Raw genomic sequence first — 18870 nt, 5'->3', positions numbered from 1 at the left:
CCTCCTAATCAGTCTTTTATTTTTTCAGCAATTCTCAGTTTTGCCGAACGTGCTCGATTATTTCGAATAAGTTCTTCTTCAGACGGTACGATTGGTTTTCGCGTTATCACTTTTAAAACAGGTTGATATTCATCGGGAATTATAGGTAATCCGGATGGCAAATCCGGTATCGTTGCATATTTTTTAAAAATAGTTTTGGTTATGCGGTCTTCTAAAGAGTGAAAAGTGATGACTGCCGTTCTGCCGCCGACTTTTAAAAGCTCAATACTTTGCTCCAGTGATTTTTCAAAACTGTTTAATTCATCATTCACGGCAATCCGAATCGCTTGAAAAATCCGTTTGGCCGGATGTCCACCCTTCCTTCTTGCCGGAAGAGGTATCGATTCCTTGATAATTTCCACAAGTTGTCCCGTTGTTTCAATCGTCTGTTTTTCACGGAAACGTTCAATATTTCGGGCAATTTGCTTGGAAAACTTCTCTTCTCCATATTTAAAAAAAATTTTTACCAGTTTTTCGTAAGGCCATTCATTCACAACTTCTTTTGCAGAAATGGGGGAATGTTGATCCATCCGCATATCTAAAAGTGCATCATGATGGTAGCTAAATCCACGGTCGGGTTCGTCTAATTGCGGTGATGATACGCCGAGATCATATAAAATACCATCCACTTGAAACACATTTCGAATATGTAATTCCTCTTTTAAATGAGCAAAATTTCGGTGAATAATTTCTAATCGATTCCCATAGATAGCAAGTTTCTTTTTCGCATTTTCAACAGCTGTCAGATCCTGGTCAAAAGCGTAAACTTTGCCCTTTTCTGATAATCGTTTTAAAATTTCTTCCGTATGCCCGGCACCGCCAAGTGTACAATCGACATAGATTCCGTCCGGCTTAATATTTAGACCCTCAACAGCTTCTCGTAAAAGGACTGTCGTATGTTGAAACATGATGTCTCCTACCTTCCTGTTTTAGGACATATGTTTTTTTCCTAACCTTCATTATGTTTGGCAGACACAATAGCATTTACATATTGTTCCCATTTATAAATCAATATCAATCAAATTCTCTGCAATGTCTGCAAAAGATTCCTCTGATTGATTAAAATATTCTTCCCAAATATGTTGGTTCCAAATTTCAATTCGGTTGGATACACCAATTACCACGCATTCTTTTTCAATTTTTCCATATTGGAGTAATGGAGTGGGGATATTCACCCGACCTTGTTTATCAATCTCACATTCCGTGGCACCGGAGAAGAAAAAGCGGGCAAATGCACGTGCATCTTTCTTTGTCATAGGGAGGGATTTAATTTTTTCCTCGATTACTTTCCATTCGGTCATGGGGTACCCGAAAATACATTGATCAAGGCCACGTGTCAATACAAAAACTTCACCGAGATATTCCCGGAATTTTGCCGGAACGATTAATCTACCTTTTGTATCAACATTATGGCGATATTCCCCCATGAACATTTCTATCCCTCCACTTCATACCACCAATTTACCACATTCCCCCACTTTCTTCCACTCTTTTTTTAATTCGCCAGTAAATTGTAAAATCCTTTTATAAAACAAAAAAACTACCTAAAATATTTAGGCAGTTTTTTAAGCTATAATTTTACAAGATAATGGTTTCCGTTACAGGTAAACGGCAATTCCAGTAAACGATCGATGAAATCCAGCCCGTGTTGATTTAAAAAGTAAAAAACATTCCAACATCGTTCTTGTAATCCGTCAAAAGGATGGAGAAACTCATTAATTCTATCAAACTTTGCTAATAACAATTCATGCTTTTTTATTATCGTTTCATCGGTTTTATTTTTTAAAAATTCCAATTGAGAGAGAACAAACTGAGCATTTTTTTGAATGATTTTTTCTAACCCTTTATCATACGTAATGATGGTATTTGCCAGCTTGTCGTATTGTTCTCGAATGACTTGTCTTGAAATTTCTAATTGTGTCTCAATCTGGTTATTTTGTAAAGACTTAAATGTTTTTTGTTTTTCCGGTTCCGTTCCATTCAATAAAATATTTTTTATTGAAAGATGTAAATCATTTATATCACTTTCAATATTTCTTTCTAAAAAGGAAATATTGATTCTTGGAAAAACCGGTGGAATTTTAAGTCCAAAAAGCTCAAAACATGATTTTAGTTCCGCCCAATAGGCAATTTCGCCGGGTCCGGCAACAAACGCAATTGTCGGAAATAGAAATTCTTGCATGATCGGCCTCGTCACAACATTATTGCTGAATTTTTCCGGATTTTCTCGGGCCGCTTTAACCAAAACGCTTTTTGTAAAAGCAATATTTCTCCCGATAATCAGATTTTTCCCCGGGTCATATTGTAATAATGTTCGTTCTTCCCTTTCTTCATGAAACAGCTGCAGACTGGACGATTTTGTCTCAATCGTTTTACTGAACCCTTGAGCCAATAATTCTTCTTGTTTGGACAGAAGGCGATCCGTTATTTGTTCACCATATTCAATCATAAGTTGGAAATAGGTACTTTCGATTTTTCTTAAATCAGGATGTGCCGAATCAATGAGTAAAAGTCCATAATTTTTAAATAGTTCATTCACAATACTTACAAAAAACTCCGTGTATGTATGAGATTTGGACAAGCAACCGTATAAAAATTGTAATATCCCTTTCGTATGTTCGGTTTCTCCAAAAGACGCGATAATCTTTTTATACCAAGATTCCATTTGATCTTTATCGAATTCAATCCGGGATATCATTCGTTTCTCACTTGGTAATTTTTGCGGAAATATTGATTTAACGAGACGCTGCTTTTCCAGTTTAAATACATGATTTACTTCCTGAATATCATGGTCTTCACCGGCAACCCAAAATACCGGGACAACCGGTTGTTGAAGAAATGTTTCTTGTTGTTTTGCCAATAAAACGATAGAAATCATTTTATGAATAGAATACAATGGACCCGTTAATAGACCTGCCTGTTGACCGCCGATAACAACAACACTGTTTTCGTTTTCTAATTTTTGTAAATTGCTCTCAATTTGTTTTGTCATTGAGAATTTACTCATATATTCTCGGATATGATTGGCTAATGCCTTACGCGGAAAAGTTCGCTCCGTTAATTCATTATATCTTTTGACCAGGTCATCTTTGTTCCGAAAAGAATAGTGAAAAAACGAGTGGTCTCCAAAATGAACGTATCGATGAACCAGCTTGTTTTTTATGTCAAGTTGCAGTTGAAGCAATTCCATATGTCAATCTCCTTTCCTTTCAATCATTCGTTGTTTCTACTGACCCAGTAAAGAAAAAGCACTGGTGATGATTCCATACATCATTAAGCAAACATAAAGGAGAAAGAAAATTAAAAACATTAATCGCCAAAAGCCGCGAAAAATTTTTGTAAGATCAAATCTGCTCTTTTCTTTCCAATAAATCCAACTAAATAACATGAAACATAATATCATAAAAACTATAATGGGGAAAAACAATAAACGATCCCAAATGATTATAGCAAGAAAATAAACAGACAGGATAAAAAAGATCGTTGAAATATCAGCTGCCAGTTGAAAAGCTGTTTGTCTCCGTTTTCTCAATAAGAGTAAGATACTGAGTACAACAATAAATAATAAAGCGGGCAATAATATAAATACAGAAATGATCGTTGAAAGAAGGGAAGCCAATTGATTTTACCTCTCCATTCCTTTTATACTATGATATAAAAATTGTAAAACAGGAACCTTTAAGTCTTTTGTTTCTGCCATATTGAGAAGCCCGCCTATAATACCGTCAATTTCTGTTTGACGATGGTTTAGAATATCTTTTAACATCGATGATTGATTACTCGCTGTGTTCTCACAAATCGTTTTAATCCGCATAAATACCTTTTCACGGTCGGATATATCTAAAATCTTGACCACTTCATCAAGGACAAGATGAACTAAGTGAAGATAATGGCTGTTTAACATTAATTCTCCGTTTTTTGCTTTTAGTATGGCCGTCAGTGGATTTATTACGGCATTGACAATCAATTTTCCAAACACCATTTCCAGATAATCTTTTTCAAAAATAAAAGGGAAGGGAATCGTATTAAGCTTGTGAATAATAGGTCCAACAAACTGTTCATTGCCACGGAATATCGCCAGTCTTGTAAGTCCCTCCCCGGTGTGATGAACATAATTGGTCTTCTCTTTTAGTGCACCATGTTCGACGACCCCTACGATAATAGTCTCATGTGAGAGATTTTCAATAAACTTCAAATGAGCTACTCCATTTTGAATAAAAATTAGCGGGGTTTGAGAAGGAATATGATGGAATACCCTTTCGATTTGTTCCAGTTGGTATTGTTTGACAGCAATAATGAAAAGATCTTCAGCTGAAATTTCATCTGATGGTTGCGCTTTTATTGTGAAATTATCTACAGTTCCATGGTGTTTCAAATAAATTCCATATTTATTAATTAGTCGCACCTGTTCATTTGTTCTGCAATACAGTGTCACTTGATTGCTTTTACTTAAATAACAGGCAAAAAGCAGCCCGATTGCACCGCCACCGATAATCCCGATTCGCATAAAACCGCCACCTATCTTATATTCTAGATTCATATTAACAGAAACTGCCACAGGTGACACGAAAAAAACATAAAAATAAAGATATTAAAAATAGTCATACCATCTATAAACAGTCACATATGCCTTTTAATTTAATTCGCAAAAGTCTCTGCCAAAGGGCATGAAATATATTAAGGTCTTTTCAAAATTTAAATTTTGTAAGCGATAACACTTTTTGCTTCGAATTTATTGATTTATTATTATATAATAATTTATAAAGAAATATTTTACAAACAAAGGGGGAATTAATCATGTATCAAGTGGAGCGTTTAAAGATAAATTTCAAAACAGTGGAGGAATTTAAAGTATTCAAGGAATACGGTCTTCAGCAACTATCGATGTTTGAAGATCTTCAAGCAAATATGATCGAAAATAACTGTGAGTCACCTTTTTATGGTATTTATTATGGCAATAAACTTGTAGCCCGAATGAGCCTGTATAAACGATGTGAGAAAAATAATCAGTATTTTGGTTCGGATCAAGAATATATAGAGCTGGCTAAAATTGAAGTATTACCGGAGTATCAAAGGAAAGGGCTCGGATCAACTCTCGTTTCCTACGCCAAAAGTCTTGGACTGCCAATAAAAACAATTGCCAGGATAAAATCAAAAAATTTCTGGGAAAAACATGGTTTTTTTCCGGTCTCCTACAAAATAGAAGGCGAATCTAACAGTACGCTAATGATTTGGCTTCCAAACGGCGAAACAGGGGAATTCGCCAAAATTAGTTAAATGTTTTCTTCGGTTCATTAACTTGGAATCCAAAAGGAATGGAAGGGATTTCCCCTTCCGTATTATTTATCTTTTATCATATCAATGTTTCCGTTTATGTCCATTTGGAATTTCATTTTTTCCTCTTGGTTTTCATCCTTTAAAGCCAGTTTCCTTGCTTTTTCCATGATTGATAATAATGCTAAGTAATCATCTTTCAGTGAATTAATTTCCTTCTTCATCTTTTCATTTTCTTCCTGTGTAGCTTTTAGTTTCTTCCTTAAATCATCTCGTTCTTCCTTATACTTCTTTAATTCATCTACAGATGTATCAAATTGTATCTCTTTTTCTTTTAATCGTTGTAAAAATGAAATGACTTGCTCAATCGAGAATATCCCGTTTAATTCAGCTTCATTGCCTTTTATTTTTTTCTCACCATCCACTTGATGTGAATCAAAAACATCCTGACTCTTTTTCTTTAGTTCTTTCCTCTGACGTTTTGCGAGTTCAATTCCCGTTTTATATTGTTTCCTTACTGAAGAATTCCAGCGAAAACCACAGGCAGCCGCAGTTCTGCTCAATTTTTTTCCGACTTCTTCAAAAGCTTTTAATTGTGTGCTACCTTCCCTTATATGGCGTAATACAACTTCCGCTAAAAGTAAATCTTCATCTTTTGTCCATGCATCTTGACGAACAGTTGTCATCTTTTACCCTCCTCGTGTATCAGAAATATAAAATTACATATTTTTGTAATAATATATGCACATAGTAGAAACGATAGACTTCTTAATTATTCTATTAAGCAGGTCCAAACGGAGGGAAATTTCCACACGAGGTATTTTGGTAAAAAAAAAAGAAGCTACATAAATATGCAACTTCTTTCTTTAGGCTTAAACGTCGATAACTTCTTTCCCTTTATAAGTTCCGCATTTTGGGCAAACATGGTGAGCTTTTTTCATTTCACCACAATTTGGGCATTCTACCATACCCGGAACTTGTAGTTTATAATGTGTCCGGCGCAGACGTTTTCTTGTTTTTGAAGTTTTTCTAAATGGTACAGCCATATTTACACCTCCTTAAAAGGATGAATTCATTTGTTTGAGTTTTTTTGATTAAATAATTTTGCCAATTCTGCGAAACGGGGATCTATTTTTTCCTGTTTCTCCTGATCAGCTTCCTGAATAAATTCCCAATCTCTTCCAGAACTGAATAACGAAGAAACATCTTCCTCTTCATTATATACTTGCATGGGAATTTCAACTAAAATTAATTCTTCAATTACGGGCGTTAAATCGATCATTTCCCCATGGATAATATGCAAATTTAACTCGGAATCTTCATTGTATTCAGCTGTTTCGTACATAAAGATTTCCGTACTTTGAATATCAATAGGGAATTGGACATCTTCAAGTGTACGGGTACTCGGCAAAACCAATTCACCTTTAATATGTAAGTGAAAAGTGACTTTTTTTGAATCAATTTCCGCAGTACCAAACACTTGAATGGGTGAAATGGTACGAATTTGTGGATCTCTGTTTTTTAAAGATTCCAGATTCACCATTTCATTAAATGTTAACCCTTTATTTCGGAATTTTTGTAATTGCATCATTGACCACTTCAATACGATCACCCCAAGGCAACAAAGGTTATTATAGCCTGCAAAAAAACATTTGTCAATATTTTTTCTTTACAGTCTTGCATTGAATCCGGATATTATTGATAATAAATATAAGTGTATCATGACACCGGTTTTTTCATCTAGTTTCTGCATTTAAAACAATTTTGATACATAAGAATAGCAGGATGTCCGAAGCCAGACAATAAAATAAAACCAATTTATACACTTTATGCTGTCAAAAAATGAACAATACACAAAAAGGAGGACATATGATCAGTGCAGGAATTATCGTGGAATATAATCCTTTCCACAACGGACATTTATACCACTTACAACAAACACGAAAGAAAACAAATGCTGATGTCGTTATCGCCGTAATGAGCGGACAATTTTTACAGCGGGGGGAACCTGCTCTTGTATCAAAATGGGCACGTACGAATATGGCTTTAAAAGCCGGCGTGGACTTAGTGATTGAACTTCCCTATACTTTTTGTACACAAAAAGCCGAAAAATTTGCTGAAGGAGCTGTTTATCTCTTAACAAGTTTGCAAGCTGATTTTATTTGTTTCGGCAGTGAATCGGGCAATATTGATACGTTTACAAATACGATTAATTTTATATCAAATCATGAATCAGATTATAATCGATTCATTAGACAATTCATGAACGAAGGAGTAAGTTATCCAAAAGCAGCTTCACTTGCTTTTCAACAGTTAGCACCATCCCGGGACTTACTGGATTTATCGAAACCAAATAATATATTAGGTTATCACTATGTAAAAGCTTTACAAGAGATCGGAAGTAAAACCGTCCCCATGACCATTGAACGAATTCATGCAGGTTACCATGATCAACAGTTGTCATCGGTAAAAATATCCAGTGCAACTAGTATTCGAAAAACATTGGCTGAAAACAGAACACTTGACCACATTCAAAGTCATATTCCTGACACAACTTACCAAGAATTATCAGCCTTTTACAAAAAATATAACACCTTTGCCTTCTGGGAAAATTTTTGGCCATTTCTAAAATATCGGTTTTCTCATAGTGAGCCGAATGAATTAAAAGACATTTATGAAGTCGAAGAAGGGATGGAATATCGCCTTATTCGTTTTGCACAGGAGGCAACCAGTTTTAAAGATTTTATGGAAAAGATTAAAACGAAGCGTTACACTTGGACAAGACTACAAAGGGCTTGTGTCCATATTTTAACAAATACGAAAAAGGAAAAAATGAGAAACAAGTTTCCTGAATATATACGAGTGCTCGGCTTTAATCAACTGGGGAGACAATATTTAAAAGAAAAAAAAGAAAGGATATCGCTCCCGATTATTTCAAACCTTTCACAGGCTGAGCGAAAAGCGGTCCAACTTGACATAAAGATAAGTCAAACTTATTCCTTTGCTTTTGGTAACAACGGTCAAAAAATTATTGAAGAAGAGAAAAAACAATTCCCGATTATTGTTGAATAGCTTTCAAGAACAGGAGGGATGGTAAGCCCCATCCCTGTAAAAATCCAATATAAAACTTAAACTTGGATTGAATGGTCCACATTATTTTTTTGCTTCAAGTTTTTCTAAATACGCTAAGGCATCGTCAATTGTATCAACGGGAACGATTTTCATTTTTGTATCGATGTCTTTGGCTGTTTTTTTCGCCATTTCATAATTTGAATTTTTAGCCCCGTTTTCATTTGGCGCAAAAAAGATCTCCGCTCCCTCCCGATCAGCAGCAACAATTTTTTGCTCAATGCCGCCAATCGGACCCACTGTTCCATCCGAAGAAATCATTCCTGTGCCGGCAATACGGTAACCTTTTGTAATATCTTCTTTCACTAATTGATTATAGATCTCCAGCGAAAACATTAAACCAGCAGATGGTCCCCCAATCTGTTCCGTATTTATTTTTACTTCGGGGTTTGTTTTTACATTTTTGTCTTCCACTAAGACAATTCCTATGCCAGGTTTCTTTGTTTCCGACAATTCTGCAATTGCAACGGTTCTCGTTAATTTTTCACCATTCCGAAAAAAAGTGACGGAAATATCATCACCAACTTGTTTTCCTTGTATATAATTTGTAAATCCTGTAGATGAATCGAAATTTTGTTGGTCAATGGCAACAATTCGATCACCCGGTTTCAAAATTCCATCAGCAGGCATCCCCTCTTGTACACTTAAAACATAAATACCGTTCATGGTGACATTGACTTCTTTTCCCGCCTTCTGAAAAGCGACTTGCAATGCGTTTTCTTGTGAATTTTCCATATAATAGGATTGACGGACTTGATATTCTTCATCTGTCTCGTTCTCTAAACGGATGGCATTTTTTGGTTCCAACGAATAATACTTTTTCATCTTTGCCATTACGTAGGAAATGACGTTTGCTTCCCCCATACGAACGGTTGTTAGCATAAACTCCCCTTCTTCATCATATCCACCTTGAACATCGATAATTTCATCGAGAACTTGTGCCATCCCCGGACGTATTACATAGTATGGTAAAGGATAAAAATTTATAAATAAAATAATGATTAGTAAAATGAATAGACTGATTTTCTTAGTTTTTTTATTCACTCGTATGACTCCTCCCACATACCAATCATCTGCTTGATTTTCGGTATTACTTTTTCTGTTGCTTCCTCCCCTTTTAAGATCAATTCATCAATATCACTAAATGCATAAGAACTGTATTTTTCAACAGGCGGACGAATGTAAATATCCGATTGTAGCGCACGAGCTTCAGCCAATTCAACTTGCATAATATCGATGCTTTGTAAAATAACGTCATAAATGGTTATAATTTCCGCATTTTTTTTTAAACCTGCTACATCAACGGCAATGACCAGATCTGCTCCCATTTCTTTTACAACCGAAACCGGAACCCGGTCACTTACCCCGCCGTCAACTAAAAGACGTCCTTGGTACGTTTCTGGGATAAAAATACCAGGAATGGAAATACTTGCACGAACTGCTTCCGCAACATCGCCGGTTCTAAATATAACCTTCTCCCCGGTATGGAGGTCAGTTGCAATAATGGCAAGGGGTAAATTTAAGTCTTCAATACGTTTTTGATAAGTAAACACGCGGATGAATTCCTTTATTCGATTTCCTGCAATAAAACCTAGTTTTGGTATTGTAAAGTCAATAAAATATTTTCGCTTAAATTTTTGAGAAACACGTACCATTGTATCGATATTTTGTCCTGATGCATAAAATGCCGCTACCAATGAACCAATGCTGCTCCCGGCAATCATCGAAATCGGAATGTTTTCCCTCTCCAATACCTTCAAGACGCCAATATGGGCAAGACCCCTGGCACCGCCCGATCCTAATGCCAGACCGATTTTCGGCTCTGCCATCTTTCATCCCCCAATTTTTCTATTAAGAATTTGTATAAACAACATATTATGAGTTATTCACCTACTATAGAACAATAATTAGGGAAAAAACCAACCCGGTACAAAGCAAAAATTTTATTCTTTTTTTCCTCAGTTATTCATACATTATTGGAGTAAGGATGGACAGGCAACAAATTCAATTTTGTTCATTCATTTTATCACAAAATTTATGTTTATAAGGAGAATTTTTCGACCTAATAATTTTTGTATATAAACTTTTGCTATTCATAAAGAAACTAAGTTGCCCGCTTTATACTCAAGGAGGGAAACTAATGAATCGTTCAAGACTAAAGACATTACTTTTCGCTTCCTCCGCCATTTTTTTAGCCGTTGCACTTATTTCTCATCCAAAAGAATCTTTAAAAGCATCCATAAAGGGATTACACACTTGGTGGGAAGTCGTTTTTCCTTCCCTCTTGCCATTTTTCATAATTGCTGAATTATTAATTGGATTTGGTGTAGTGAAATTTTTGGGCGTACTGTTAGAGCCCTTTATGAGACCGATTTTTCGCGTTCCGGGCATTGGGGGATTTGTTTGGGCGATGGGAATGGCTTCCGGAAATCCTGCTGGAGCCAAATTTACGGTACGTTTGAGAAATGAGGGCAATATTACCCAAATTGAAGCAGAAAGATTGGTTGCATTTACCAGTTGTGCAAATCCCCTGTTTATTTTTGGTGCAGTGGCGGTTGGTTTTTTCCAAAATCCGTATCTTGGCATTATTTTTGCCATTTCTCATTATGCCGCAAATATTTTCGTCGGGTTGGTCATGCGCTATTACGGGATAGGAGACAAAACGAGGAATAAGGAAGAAAAAACCTTCTTTTCTTTGAAAAATGCATTCCAATCTATGCATGAAACAAGATTAAAAGATAATAGACCTTTTGGCACATTATTAGGAGATGCAGTAACGTCTTCCATACAAACCTTATTAATGATCGGCGGTTTTATTATTTTATTTTCGGTAATTAATACATTATTGTCATTAACAAATATTACTGATGTTCTTGCAACAATTATTAAAATATTGTTTGTAATCCTTCATTTACCTGAAGCATTCAGTATACCATTTATTTCCGGATTATTTGAGATGACAATCGGCAGTCAATTAATTAGCGAAGTAAAAAATGCCCAGCTACTGCAACAAGCGATTGTCGTCAGTTTCCTGCTTGCATTCGGTGGATTTAGTATTCAAGCACAAGTAGCCAGTCTATTATCCCAAAGTGACATTCGTTTTTCTCCTTTTTTATTTGCCAGACTTTTGCAAGGTATATTTGCTTCTTTAATTACGTTCATTATTTGGAAACCGGTATATGAGAATGGTTTAACAGGACAAAATAATTCAATGCCGGTATTTTTAAATTTCGACAACGATGTATATTTACATATTTTACAATTTTTTACGGAATACGGACCCATAATCACAATTGCCTCGTTATTTATTTATGTAGTCATTTACGGAAGAAGAGCATTCAGGTAACATTCCATAACTTACGTACTCGGACGACCCAATAATGCGTTTTCATAACCGGAAAAGCTTTATTAAAAAAGAAACTTCAACAGGGTATTTATATTTTTCGACCCAACTTGAAGTTTCTTATCTGATTATTTTTTTGAAAATTTATGTTTAAGTGCTTTATTGACTACCGGTGGGACGAGATCGGACACATCACCACCATATTTTGCCACTTCTTTTACGATACTGGAACTCAAAAAGGAATAACTATTATCAGTCATAATAAAAAATGTATCAATATCCCGATCCAATTTTCGGTTCATCGAGGTAATTCTCATTTCATATTCAAAATCAGTTACGGCTCTTAATCCACGGAGAATTACTTTCGCATTAACACTTCTGGCATAGTCTATTAAAAGTCCGTTAAAGGAATCAACGATAATATTAGGAATATCTTTCGTTGATTCTCGAATCAGTTCAAGTCTTTCATCGATTGTGAATAAAGTGGATGTTTTTTCAGAGTTATTTAATACACAAACATACATTTTGTCAAATATAAATGATCCCCTGGTAATAATATCAATATGTCCGTTTGTAATCGGGTCAAAACTACCCGGGCAAACTGCAATTCGTTCCATTAATTCTCCTCCTCAACATCTTTCCTGTGGTAGAGCGAAATACTGATCGTACCGTATTGTTCTTCTTTATTTTTTTCGAGCAAATGTACAGTAGCCGGGAGTTCCCGCTCTTTTCGATGCTCACATACAACAACACCGTTTTTTTCTAAAAGCTCGTGTTTACTGATTATCTCCAATATTGCAAGATATCCATCGCTATGATAGGGCGGATCCAGCCAGATTACTTTAAACTGAATATTCCGCTGGATAATTGCTTTCAAAGCTCTTTTCCAATCGATTTTATAAACTTCTGCATTTGCTTGGAAACCACAAAGATCAATATTCTTTTTGATGGTTTGGATTGCTTTCGGATCACGGTCAACAAAAATGACTTTACTTAACCCTCTGCTAATTCCTTCTATCCCCAACCCGCCACTACCGGCAAATAAATCAAGTCCATATCCTTGTTGAAAATATGGTCCAATCATATTAAAAACGGATTCTTTCACTTTATCGGTCGTCGGTCTCGTTGACTCACCGGGGACCGCCTTTAACATTCTTCCCTTCTGTCTGCCTGATATTACTCGCACACGATCACCTTATCGTTCAAATATTTTACGTTATCCATCCTATCATAAATGGACGAAAAATACTATGTCGAGCATTATCTTTCATTGAAGAAGCTGTTGTTCCCATCCGGTGGTCCATCCTCAATATATAAAAAGAATATTTTATAAAATTTGTATAAGTTATCCTATTTTGGTCATAATGTAAATGACAACATCAAACGTTAGATGTTGTTGCCAACCGCGGAGAAGACTTACGTTTCCCCATAAGTTCTTCCTCCGGTTTCTCCTCTCCCTTTGCCTTCACTCACGAAGAGTTTGAAGGAGCCCTGCAGAAGTTTACTGCAGGGTTATTTTTTATAGTATAAGAAAGTATAAAAATACAAGCAATTAACTTGGGATTAGTTTTATTGTCTAGCTACGAGCGCTTTTCTTATGTTACCTTATAAAAAATTGGTTATTCTGATGATTGATTTCAATACGAAAGACTTTACGAAAAAACTCTTTTTGTATATAAAATTCATTGTTGATTTTTAGATACGGTAATTTATCGCTCATTGTCAGCAAACCATATTGTTCCTCATTTATTAGAAAAAAGTCTTTATTATCATAAAAACGAAATGTCGTTTTCCCATTGGTTATAAAAATTTCATCTTCAGATATCTGTTCAAATTGATAATTTAAATTTTCTATGATTGGCCGAATTGGAAAATAATAAACATCGTCCATCCAATACACGCGATAATTCTCCAACTTGTGATTTCTCACATAAATCGGTTCATCAGTAAAAAAATTTAAAGGACTCACTGTTTGTTCAATTGCAATATCCTGAAAAAAGCTTGTTTTTAGCCCCTTCAATCGTCCTAATAATTGATCAATTTCAGCTAAAGAAGTGAACTTTTGATCGATTTGAAGAATGGATGAGATAAATATAGAAATTTCATTGTTCGACAATTTATTTTTAAGTTCAGCATAAATTTGTGCTTTCACTTCATCAATCGGTGGTTGTTCAGTTATGATTTTAGCCAAAATATTCATCACCCATTTTTCCTCATCCTTACCTGCCCAAAAATTTGATAACAAAAATTGTTCCACCCATATGGAAGATAATACGTTTTGATCAATCTCAGGATTTTCAATAATTAATGAGACAGACTGTAGTGGATTTATTTGCTCCGTTAAAATAACAGCGGGAAACTCCTTATCATGCTTTAATCCTAAGTCAATTGAACTGGTCAATAGATTTTGATCAGTTTTTCTATCTGTATATAAAGGAATCTTTTCTCCTATGTAAGTATAGAATAACGGTGCTTTTTGCCAATATAATGGAATATCAACACCTTTTCTTTCAAATACATAATATTGTAGTTGATCAAGTACTTCATGATAAGTCATTGGTGCACCCGCAGCCCAACTTCCAGCCATATTTGTCAGCTCACTAATTTTCACGATCGTGTTAACTATTTCTACACCACTTATTTGTACCATCCAATTTTCCAACAAAAAAGCTTGATTATCCAGATTCGTGTTAATTTCATATTCAATGGTCAAAGTGTTATCCCGAACAGCTATACTTTTATTTGTTTCATCCCAAAATTCCATATGCGGGAATGTGAAATTAACTCCTGCTTCAGGTAATTTTAATAAATAAGTATGGTTTTTCAAATTTTGAAGGGTCTGTTTAATCTTTAATTTCCCGGAATCATGAACAATTTCAATTTGCTGTTTGACTGATAAATGATCGTCTTGATCCGTTCCTTCTTTCAATTTTGTCCATTGGAAGGCGGCTAGTATAATGATGATTAAACTTAAAATAATGATAAATAACGATCTCGTTTTATGCTTTATTGGCATTGATTATCCCCCGGCATTGATCTTAATAGACAAAAGAAGTTTGTAAGAAAAGCGCAGAGCGCCCGCTTAGCGACGTACAAACTGGAGCGCCCCGCAATGAGAACAGATTTGCTTCCTCGAATAGACATCGCACGAAGAAAAAGCGAGTAGCTTTTTCTAAGGAAAAGGAAACACGGCGAGTGACGAGCCGATGTTGACTTATCGTAGTGAAGCTACTCCTAGAGTGAACTTCATGAGTAATCTTCCTTGATATACTTCATGAAGCTTTGCGACGAGCTGAACATCCGCTTCCTCGAATAGGCTATGGCGCAGGAGCACATTAAAGGGGAGTTAGTTTCTCAGTCGCTGGCGCTCGTAGCTAGACAATAAAACTAATCCCAAGTTAATTGCTTTTATTTTTATACTTTCTTATACTATAAAGAAAACTCGGCGACTGCCGAGCCTTAAGGCGATGGCAGAGCCGCAAGAGCACTTATGCGTTAGGAAAGTAGAAATTGAAAAATTTTTACTTTCCTATTAGCTAAAGAAAACCTGGCGTCCAAGTCATTAGGCTATTCGTGACGTATAGTTCGCCAAAAAAATGTAAAGTTTTTTCAGTTGCGATGTTTTCCTTCGAAGCATTTCTATGCGCTTACTTAAAACTTAAAATTTCCCACGGCATCGAATTTAGCAGCCTTGCTGGTAATTTATACTTTTTTAGTGTGCAAAAAAAAGAAGCTGTCCCATGAGCCTGAGAAAGCCTCGATATTTTTTCATATAAAGAAAACTCGGCGACTGCCGAGCCCTTAGGTGAGAGCAGAGCCGTAGTTCAGCGAAAAAACATTTTCGCTTGCGAGGTAATGCTACCGAAGTCTTTCAGTGCACTTATGCGTTAGGAAAGTAGAAATTGAAAAATTTATACTTTCCTATTAGCTAAAAAAAACTAGCTGACCAATGAGATAAAGTATCCGGAACATACGATCTCTTTTCAAACCCGGAAAACAGTAGCGATAAACCGAGTGGTAAGCCCGCTTTCCCACTTTGAATGTAGGTTTCCCGTAATATTAAAATCCAATTTTATAATCGTATTCTTTCGCTTTATCAGGTCTAGTATTTTCAAAATCCGTTTTTAAAAAAGGTCGATAAGAAGGTTCCACCTTTTTAACAAAGGGAAAATTTTTAAGCTTATCCATAATGATTTCAATTTCTTCCTGATTACAATAAAGAACAACATATTTTAATCTCTTCGAAATATAGTGGATGTTTCCGTATTTCCTAAGATTTTTTGCCGTCTTTATATTATATAGCCAAACAATGATCCCTTGTCTTTGCCCAAACATATCATTATCTCCTACTTAATTTTTTCTCTACAGTTATAGTTATGCACTGCAGCCGCAACTTCCACCCGTTGAACATCCACCAGATGCCTTTGCTGTATCAAAAAACGGGCTTCCGGTTGCAACCTTGACACTATCTGAAACGGATCGACCAATAATGATTCCAATCTCATCGAGTAAATGTTGCAAGGCATTCTCAGCCAATTTAAACTTTGCCACATTTTCGTCCAAATCCATTTCCCTCTTTGCCAATCGGACGTTTCTCATAACGGTTTGATAATCCGGGTGATATCTGCCAAACCTTTGTACTTCTTCATACTGTTCTTTAAGTTTGATAAATTTATTTATTTTATTTTGTGTTTCGCGATTTGTTTTCATCATATATAAACATTGTCGATATTCATCTGCTATATCACTATTTAAAATCATCTTAGCAATATCTTCAGCCATATCAATGATTTGAACCGATTCTAAAGTAGCAAACATAACCTGCACCTCCACCTACTATAATATCATAGGAGAAAAGAAAATAAAATCACTTAAATTTATTGTATTAAAACATTCATAATATTAAAACTAGATGAAACTCCAAATCAGTGGAATTGATGTCTTCCGCTGCTTATTCGGTTAAAGAAAACTAGGTAGAAAAAATAAGGATTAACTGATTTTAAATCTGTTAATCCACTTGATTCATTGACTGGATCATCGACAACATCATTGATGCAAATTGGACTCCGTTTGAAATTTTATTCATCCGATCCGGTAATGTTTTTTGATAATATTTTAAGGCGGTTTGTTCAAATTCTTTAATGGCATTGGGATTCCTTGATAATTTTTTATACCATATTGGTTCATTCCGTATAAATTGCTGCCATTCCTTCTTATTTTTTATTATTTGATATAATTCGGTTCTCATTTCCGCCCCCCCGACTAATCTTTTCTAAACGAAAACGGATGTCTTCTTCTCCATTGCTCTCCGTTTCCTTCCGGTTCTGTCTTATTTTGATTTGTATCCCGTATTTGCCCCAACAATTGTTGTACGGAATCAATGGCTTCACTCATTTGCCCTAAATAATGTTGCAGCTGATTAACATCCATATTTTTTAAATATGTGATCAGTTGATTAAAGATGGCATTTTTTGATTCATTGTTTGACTTTGTTTCTTCTTTTATTGCAGTCGGTTTACCGGTTTTAGTATATTTTGCCCATTTTGGATCATCTTCCCCTAATAAATACCATTCTTCATATACTTCTTGCCAAGTCTTCTTTCCAGTTCTAACTTCTTTAATAAGTTCCGGGTGTTTTTTTACAAAGTTTTTAAATTGCTCAACGGATGGATGCAGTGATTTCTTCACCATAGGTTTCACCTCTTTGTATTCCTCAATATAATCTATGTATGATTAAAGAAAGATGAAACCTATAAACGTGATTTTTATCCCAATCCATATCACACCCCATAATTATTATTGTTTTTCTTACGGGAAAATCCTGGAATTATGACAAAGTATATTTAAGCTACCTGAAACCGGAAAAATGTTTCTTACACAATTATTCTGTAAAAAAATGAGAGCAATTATTGCTCCCACGATCTTTCTATAAAGTTTTGCGTATAATATTTTCGATAAACACCTACTCCGATATGGGTAAAGTCCTGATTGAGCAAAGTTTCCCGATGTCCTTTACTATTTAACCAACCACTTACGACAGCAAGACTATCTGTATATTGGTATGCAATATTCTCTCCTGCTGATTCATAATAAATATTTTTTTTACTTAACCGATTAGCAAGATCACCATATTTTTCGGAGTCATGGGAAAAGGTTTCTGTATCGTACATATCCTGACTATGTTCATAAGCGACTTTTCTCGTTTCTTGATCCCAACCTAACTCGGAAAGGTTGAAGTTTTTCCGGACTAAGTTGGTTAGTTCATAAATCTGTGTTTCTGCAGCCGAATCAGCTTGATTCCATTCTTCATCTGTTAAGGGCTCTTGTTCAACAAGTTTCCCCCGATATGACATATCATAAGGGCGTTGCTTTATTAATGTTTCACCATCCATAAACCGAACAAATAACAATTTTCCTTCAAAATGATCAAAATATAATTGTGCATAAATATTTCCAAGCGAAATCAATGGTTTTATATTTAAATCATCCTCAAACAATTCAAAACGATATACACCATCTTCATTTTTAAGCTCAATCTCCGGTTGCATTTCTACTTTTTTATATACGGATTCAAGATTTTCTCCAATCTGAAACGGTGTTACATCAATGCCTGGAGTGGCAACGGCTATTGTAACTACTTTTTCCTTGTCGACACCTACCATCATATATTTACCGTCTTGATTATAAATCCACCATGTATATCCATGATAAGACGGCTCCTGTCTTGAAGGTTCTCCGTATTCTTCTTGAAATGTATGAAGTGATTTACCAATATAGGTTGAAATTCCCGCTTTCGGTCTTTTCTGTTCCACTTTTTCGCTAGAATCTTCTTGGACAATATTCAAACTTTCATTTTCTACGATTTTCTTTTTATCATCTACCAAAACTTTATCACGTGAATAAAATTGGTTGAACCATATTCCGATCACTAAAATAATCGTAGCAATAACTAAAATTCTAACTAAGCTTTTCAGAGGACTTCCCCCCTTGCCTTACTTGTTCTATTTATTTATATGTATCATAATAAATAATAGAATCATTCTACTAAAAATTCACCTGACTTTTTAAAGAATAAGCTGAATGAA

At 35.2% G+C, this 18870-nt stretch carries 21 protein-coding genes; 3 read left to right on the top strand and 18 right to left on the bottom strand.

The window, feature by feature from the left end:
* Positions 1-8: 8 nt before the first annotated feature.
* From rsmH to NSQ14_RS07390, 5 genes are all read right to left on the bottom strand, one after another.
* Entirely contained in the window at positions 9-947 is a 939-nt protein-coding gene (rsmH, locus tag NSQ14_RS07405) for a 16S rRNA (cytosine(1402)-N(4))-methyltransferase RsmH (protein ID WP_034769601.1), read from the bottom strand.
* A 93-nt stretch (positions 948-1040) separates the two neighbouring features.
* Positions 1041-1472: a division/cell wall cluster transcriptional repressor MraZ gene (gene mraZ, locus NSQ14_RS07400; RefSeq protein ID WP_034769598.1), complete on the bottom strand. Its 432-nt coding sequence runs from the start codon at positions 1470-1472 to the stop codon at positions 1041-1043.
* 137 nt (positions 1473-1609) lie between these two features.
* Positions 1610-3229, bottom strand: a complete 1620-nt coding sequence (gene bshC / locus NSQ14_RS07395) for a bacillithiol biosynthesis cysteine-adding enzyme BshC (protein WP_346217047.1) — start codon at positions 3227-3229, stop codon at positions 1610-1612.
* Positions 3230-3265: 36 nt separating this feature from the next.
* Positions 3266-3616, bottom strand: a complete 351-nt coding sequence (locus NSQ14_RS18895) for a DUF3397 domain-containing protein (RefSeq protein WP_368993920.1) — start codon at positions 3614-3616, stop codon at positions 3266-3268.
* A gap of 48 nt (positions 3617-3664) precedes the next feature.
* Positions 3665-4546, bottom strand: coding sequence for a 2-dehydropantoate 2-reductase (locus NSQ14_RS07390; protein WP_034769594.1), 882 nt, complete (start codon positions 4544-4546; stop codon positions 3665-3667).
* Positions 4547-4836: 290 nt separating this feature from the next.
* Here NSQ14_RS07390 and NSQ14_RS07385 point away from each other — a divergent pair, with 290 nt between their 5' ends.
* The gene (locus NSQ14_RS07385; protein ID WP_072012665.1) at positions 4837-5316 is read left to right on the top strand and encodes an N-acetyltransferase; all 480 of its coding nucleotides are present in this window, start codon (positions 4837-4839) and stop codon (positions 5314-5316) included.
* 62 nt (positions 5317-5378) lie between these two features.
* Here NSQ14_RS07385 and NSQ14_RS07380 read toward each other — a convergent pair whose 3' ends face one another.
* From NSQ14_RS07380 to NSQ14_RS07370, 3 genes are all read right to left on the bottom strand, one after another.
* Entirely contained in the window at positions 5379-5999 is a 621-nt protein-coding gene (locus tag NSQ14_RS07380; RefSeq protein WP_034769588.1) for an RsfA family transcriptional regulator, read from the bottom strand.
* 186 nt (positions 6000-6185) lie between these two features.
* Positions 6186-6359, bottom strand: a complete 174-nt coding sequence (rpmF, locus tag NSQ14_RS07375; RefSeq protein WP_034769587.1) for a 50S ribosomal protein L32 — start codon at positions 6357-6359, stop codon at positions 6186-6188.
* A 26-nt stretch (positions 6360-6385) separates the two neighbouring features.
* Positions 6386-6901 (bottom strand): YceD family protein, encoded by a 516-nt coding sequence (locus NSQ14_RS07370; RefSeq protein WP_235819516.1) that lies wholly within the window; start codon positions 6899-6901, stop codon positions 6386-6388.
* 281 nt (positions 6902-7182) lie between these two features.
* On the opposite strand from NSQ14_RS07370, the gene NSQ14_RS07365 reads away from it, so the two are divergent.
* Positions 7183-8385 carry a nucleotidyltransferase gene (locus NSQ14_RS07365; protein WP_034769583.1) on the top strand — a complete coding sequence of 401 codons (1203 nt, stop codon included), beginning with the start codon at positions 7183-7185 and terminating at the stop codon, positions 8383-8385.
* 81 nt (positions 8386-8466) lie between these two features.
* On the opposite strand, the gene NSQ14_RS07360 is transcribed toward NSQ14_RS07365, so the two are convergent.
* Both NSQ14_RS07360 and NSQ14_RS07355 read right to left on the bottom strand, forming a co-directional pair.
* Entirely contained in the window at positions 8467-9486 is a 1020-nt protein-coding gene (locus NSQ14_RS07360; RefSeq protein WP_034769581.1) for a SepM family pheromone-processing serine protease, read from the bottom strand.
* The gene (locus NSQ14_RS07355) at positions 9483-10271 is read right to left on the bottom strand and encodes a patatin-like phospholipase family protein (protein WP_034769580.1); all 789 of its coding nucleotides are present in this window, start codon (positions 10269-10271) and stop codon (positions 9483-9485) included. The genes NSQ14_RS07360 and NSQ14_RS07355 overlap by 4 nt, the downstream gene beginning before the upstream one ends.
* A 311-nt stretch (positions 10272-10582) precedes the next feature.
* Here NSQ14_RS07355 and ylbJ point away from each other — a divergent pair, with 311 nt between their 5' ends.
* On the top strand, positions 10583-11788 hold the full coding sequence (gene ylbJ, locus NSQ14_RS07350; protein WP_034769579.1) for a sporulation integral membrane protein YlbJ: 1206 nt from the start codon (positions 10583-10585) through the stop codon (positions 11786-11788).
* Between the two features lie 125 nt (positions 11789-11913).
* Here the strand turns inward: ylbJ and coaD are convergent, their stop codons facing one another.
* The 8 genes from coaD to NSQ14_RS07310 all read right to left on the bottom strand — a co-directional run bounded on the left by coaD (position 11914) and on the right by NSQ14_RS07310 (position 18669).
* On the bottom strand, positions 11914-12402 hold the full coding sequence (gene coaD, locus NSQ14_RS07345) for a pantetheine-phosphate adenylyltransferase (protein ID WP_034769578.1): 489 nt from the start codon (positions 12400-12402) through the stop codon (positions 11914-11916).
* Entirely contained in the window at positions 12402-12938 is a 537-nt protein-coding gene (gene rsmD / locus NSQ14_RS07340) for a 16S rRNA (guanine(966)-N(2))-methyltransferase RsmD (protein WP_231553308.1), read from the bottom strand. Before rsmD ends, coaD begins: the two co-directional genes overlap by 1 nt.
* Before the next feature lie 447 nt (positions 12939-13385).
* A complete protein-coding gene (locus tag NSQ14_RS07335) occupies positions 13386-14801 on the bottom strand; it encodes a hypothetical protein (protein WP_346217046.1) in 1416 nt (471 codons plus the stop codon).
* A gap of 1043 nt (positions 14802-15844) precedes the next feature.
* Entirely contained in the window at positions 15845-16120 is a 276-nt protein-coding gene (locus tag NSQ14_RS07330; RefSeq protein ID WP_034769555.1) for a YlbG family protein, read from the bottom strand.
* 39 nt (positions 16121-16159) lie between these two features.
* Positions 16160-16603: a YlbF family regulator gene (locus NSQ14_RS07325; protein ID WP_034769553.1), complete on the bottom strand. Its 444-nt coding sequence runs from the start codon at positions 16601-16603 to the stop codon at positions 16160-16162.
* A 190-nt stretch (positions 16604-16793) separates the two neighbouring features.
* On the bottom strand, positions 16794-17033 hold the full coding sequence (locus NSQ14_RS07320) for a YlbE-like family protein (protein ID WP_034769551.1): 240 nt from the start codon (positions 17031-17033) through the stop codon (positions 16794-16796).
* A gap of 14 nt (positions 17034-17047) precedes the next feature.
* On the bottom strand, positions 17048-17476 hold the full coding sequence (locus tag NSQ14_RS07315; protein ID WP_034769548.1) for a YlbD family protein: 429 nt from the start codon (positions 17474-17476) through the stop codon (positions 17048-17050).
* Positions 17477-17691: 215 nt separating this feature from the next.
* Entirely contained in the window at positions 17692-18669 is a 978-nt protein-coding gene (locus NSQ14_RS07310) for a CAP domain-containing protein (protein WP_235369806.1), read from the bottom strand.
* Positions 18670-18870 lie beyond the last annotated feature (201 nt).

The sequence above is a fragment of the Caldifermentibacillus hisashii genome (genome assembly GCF_039654145.1).
Lineage (GTDB): Bacteria > Bacillota > Bacilli > Bacillales > Caldibacillaceae > Caldifermentibacillus > Caldifermentibacillus hisashii.
This window is presented reverse-complemented; position numbering and strand designations above follow the sequence as displayed.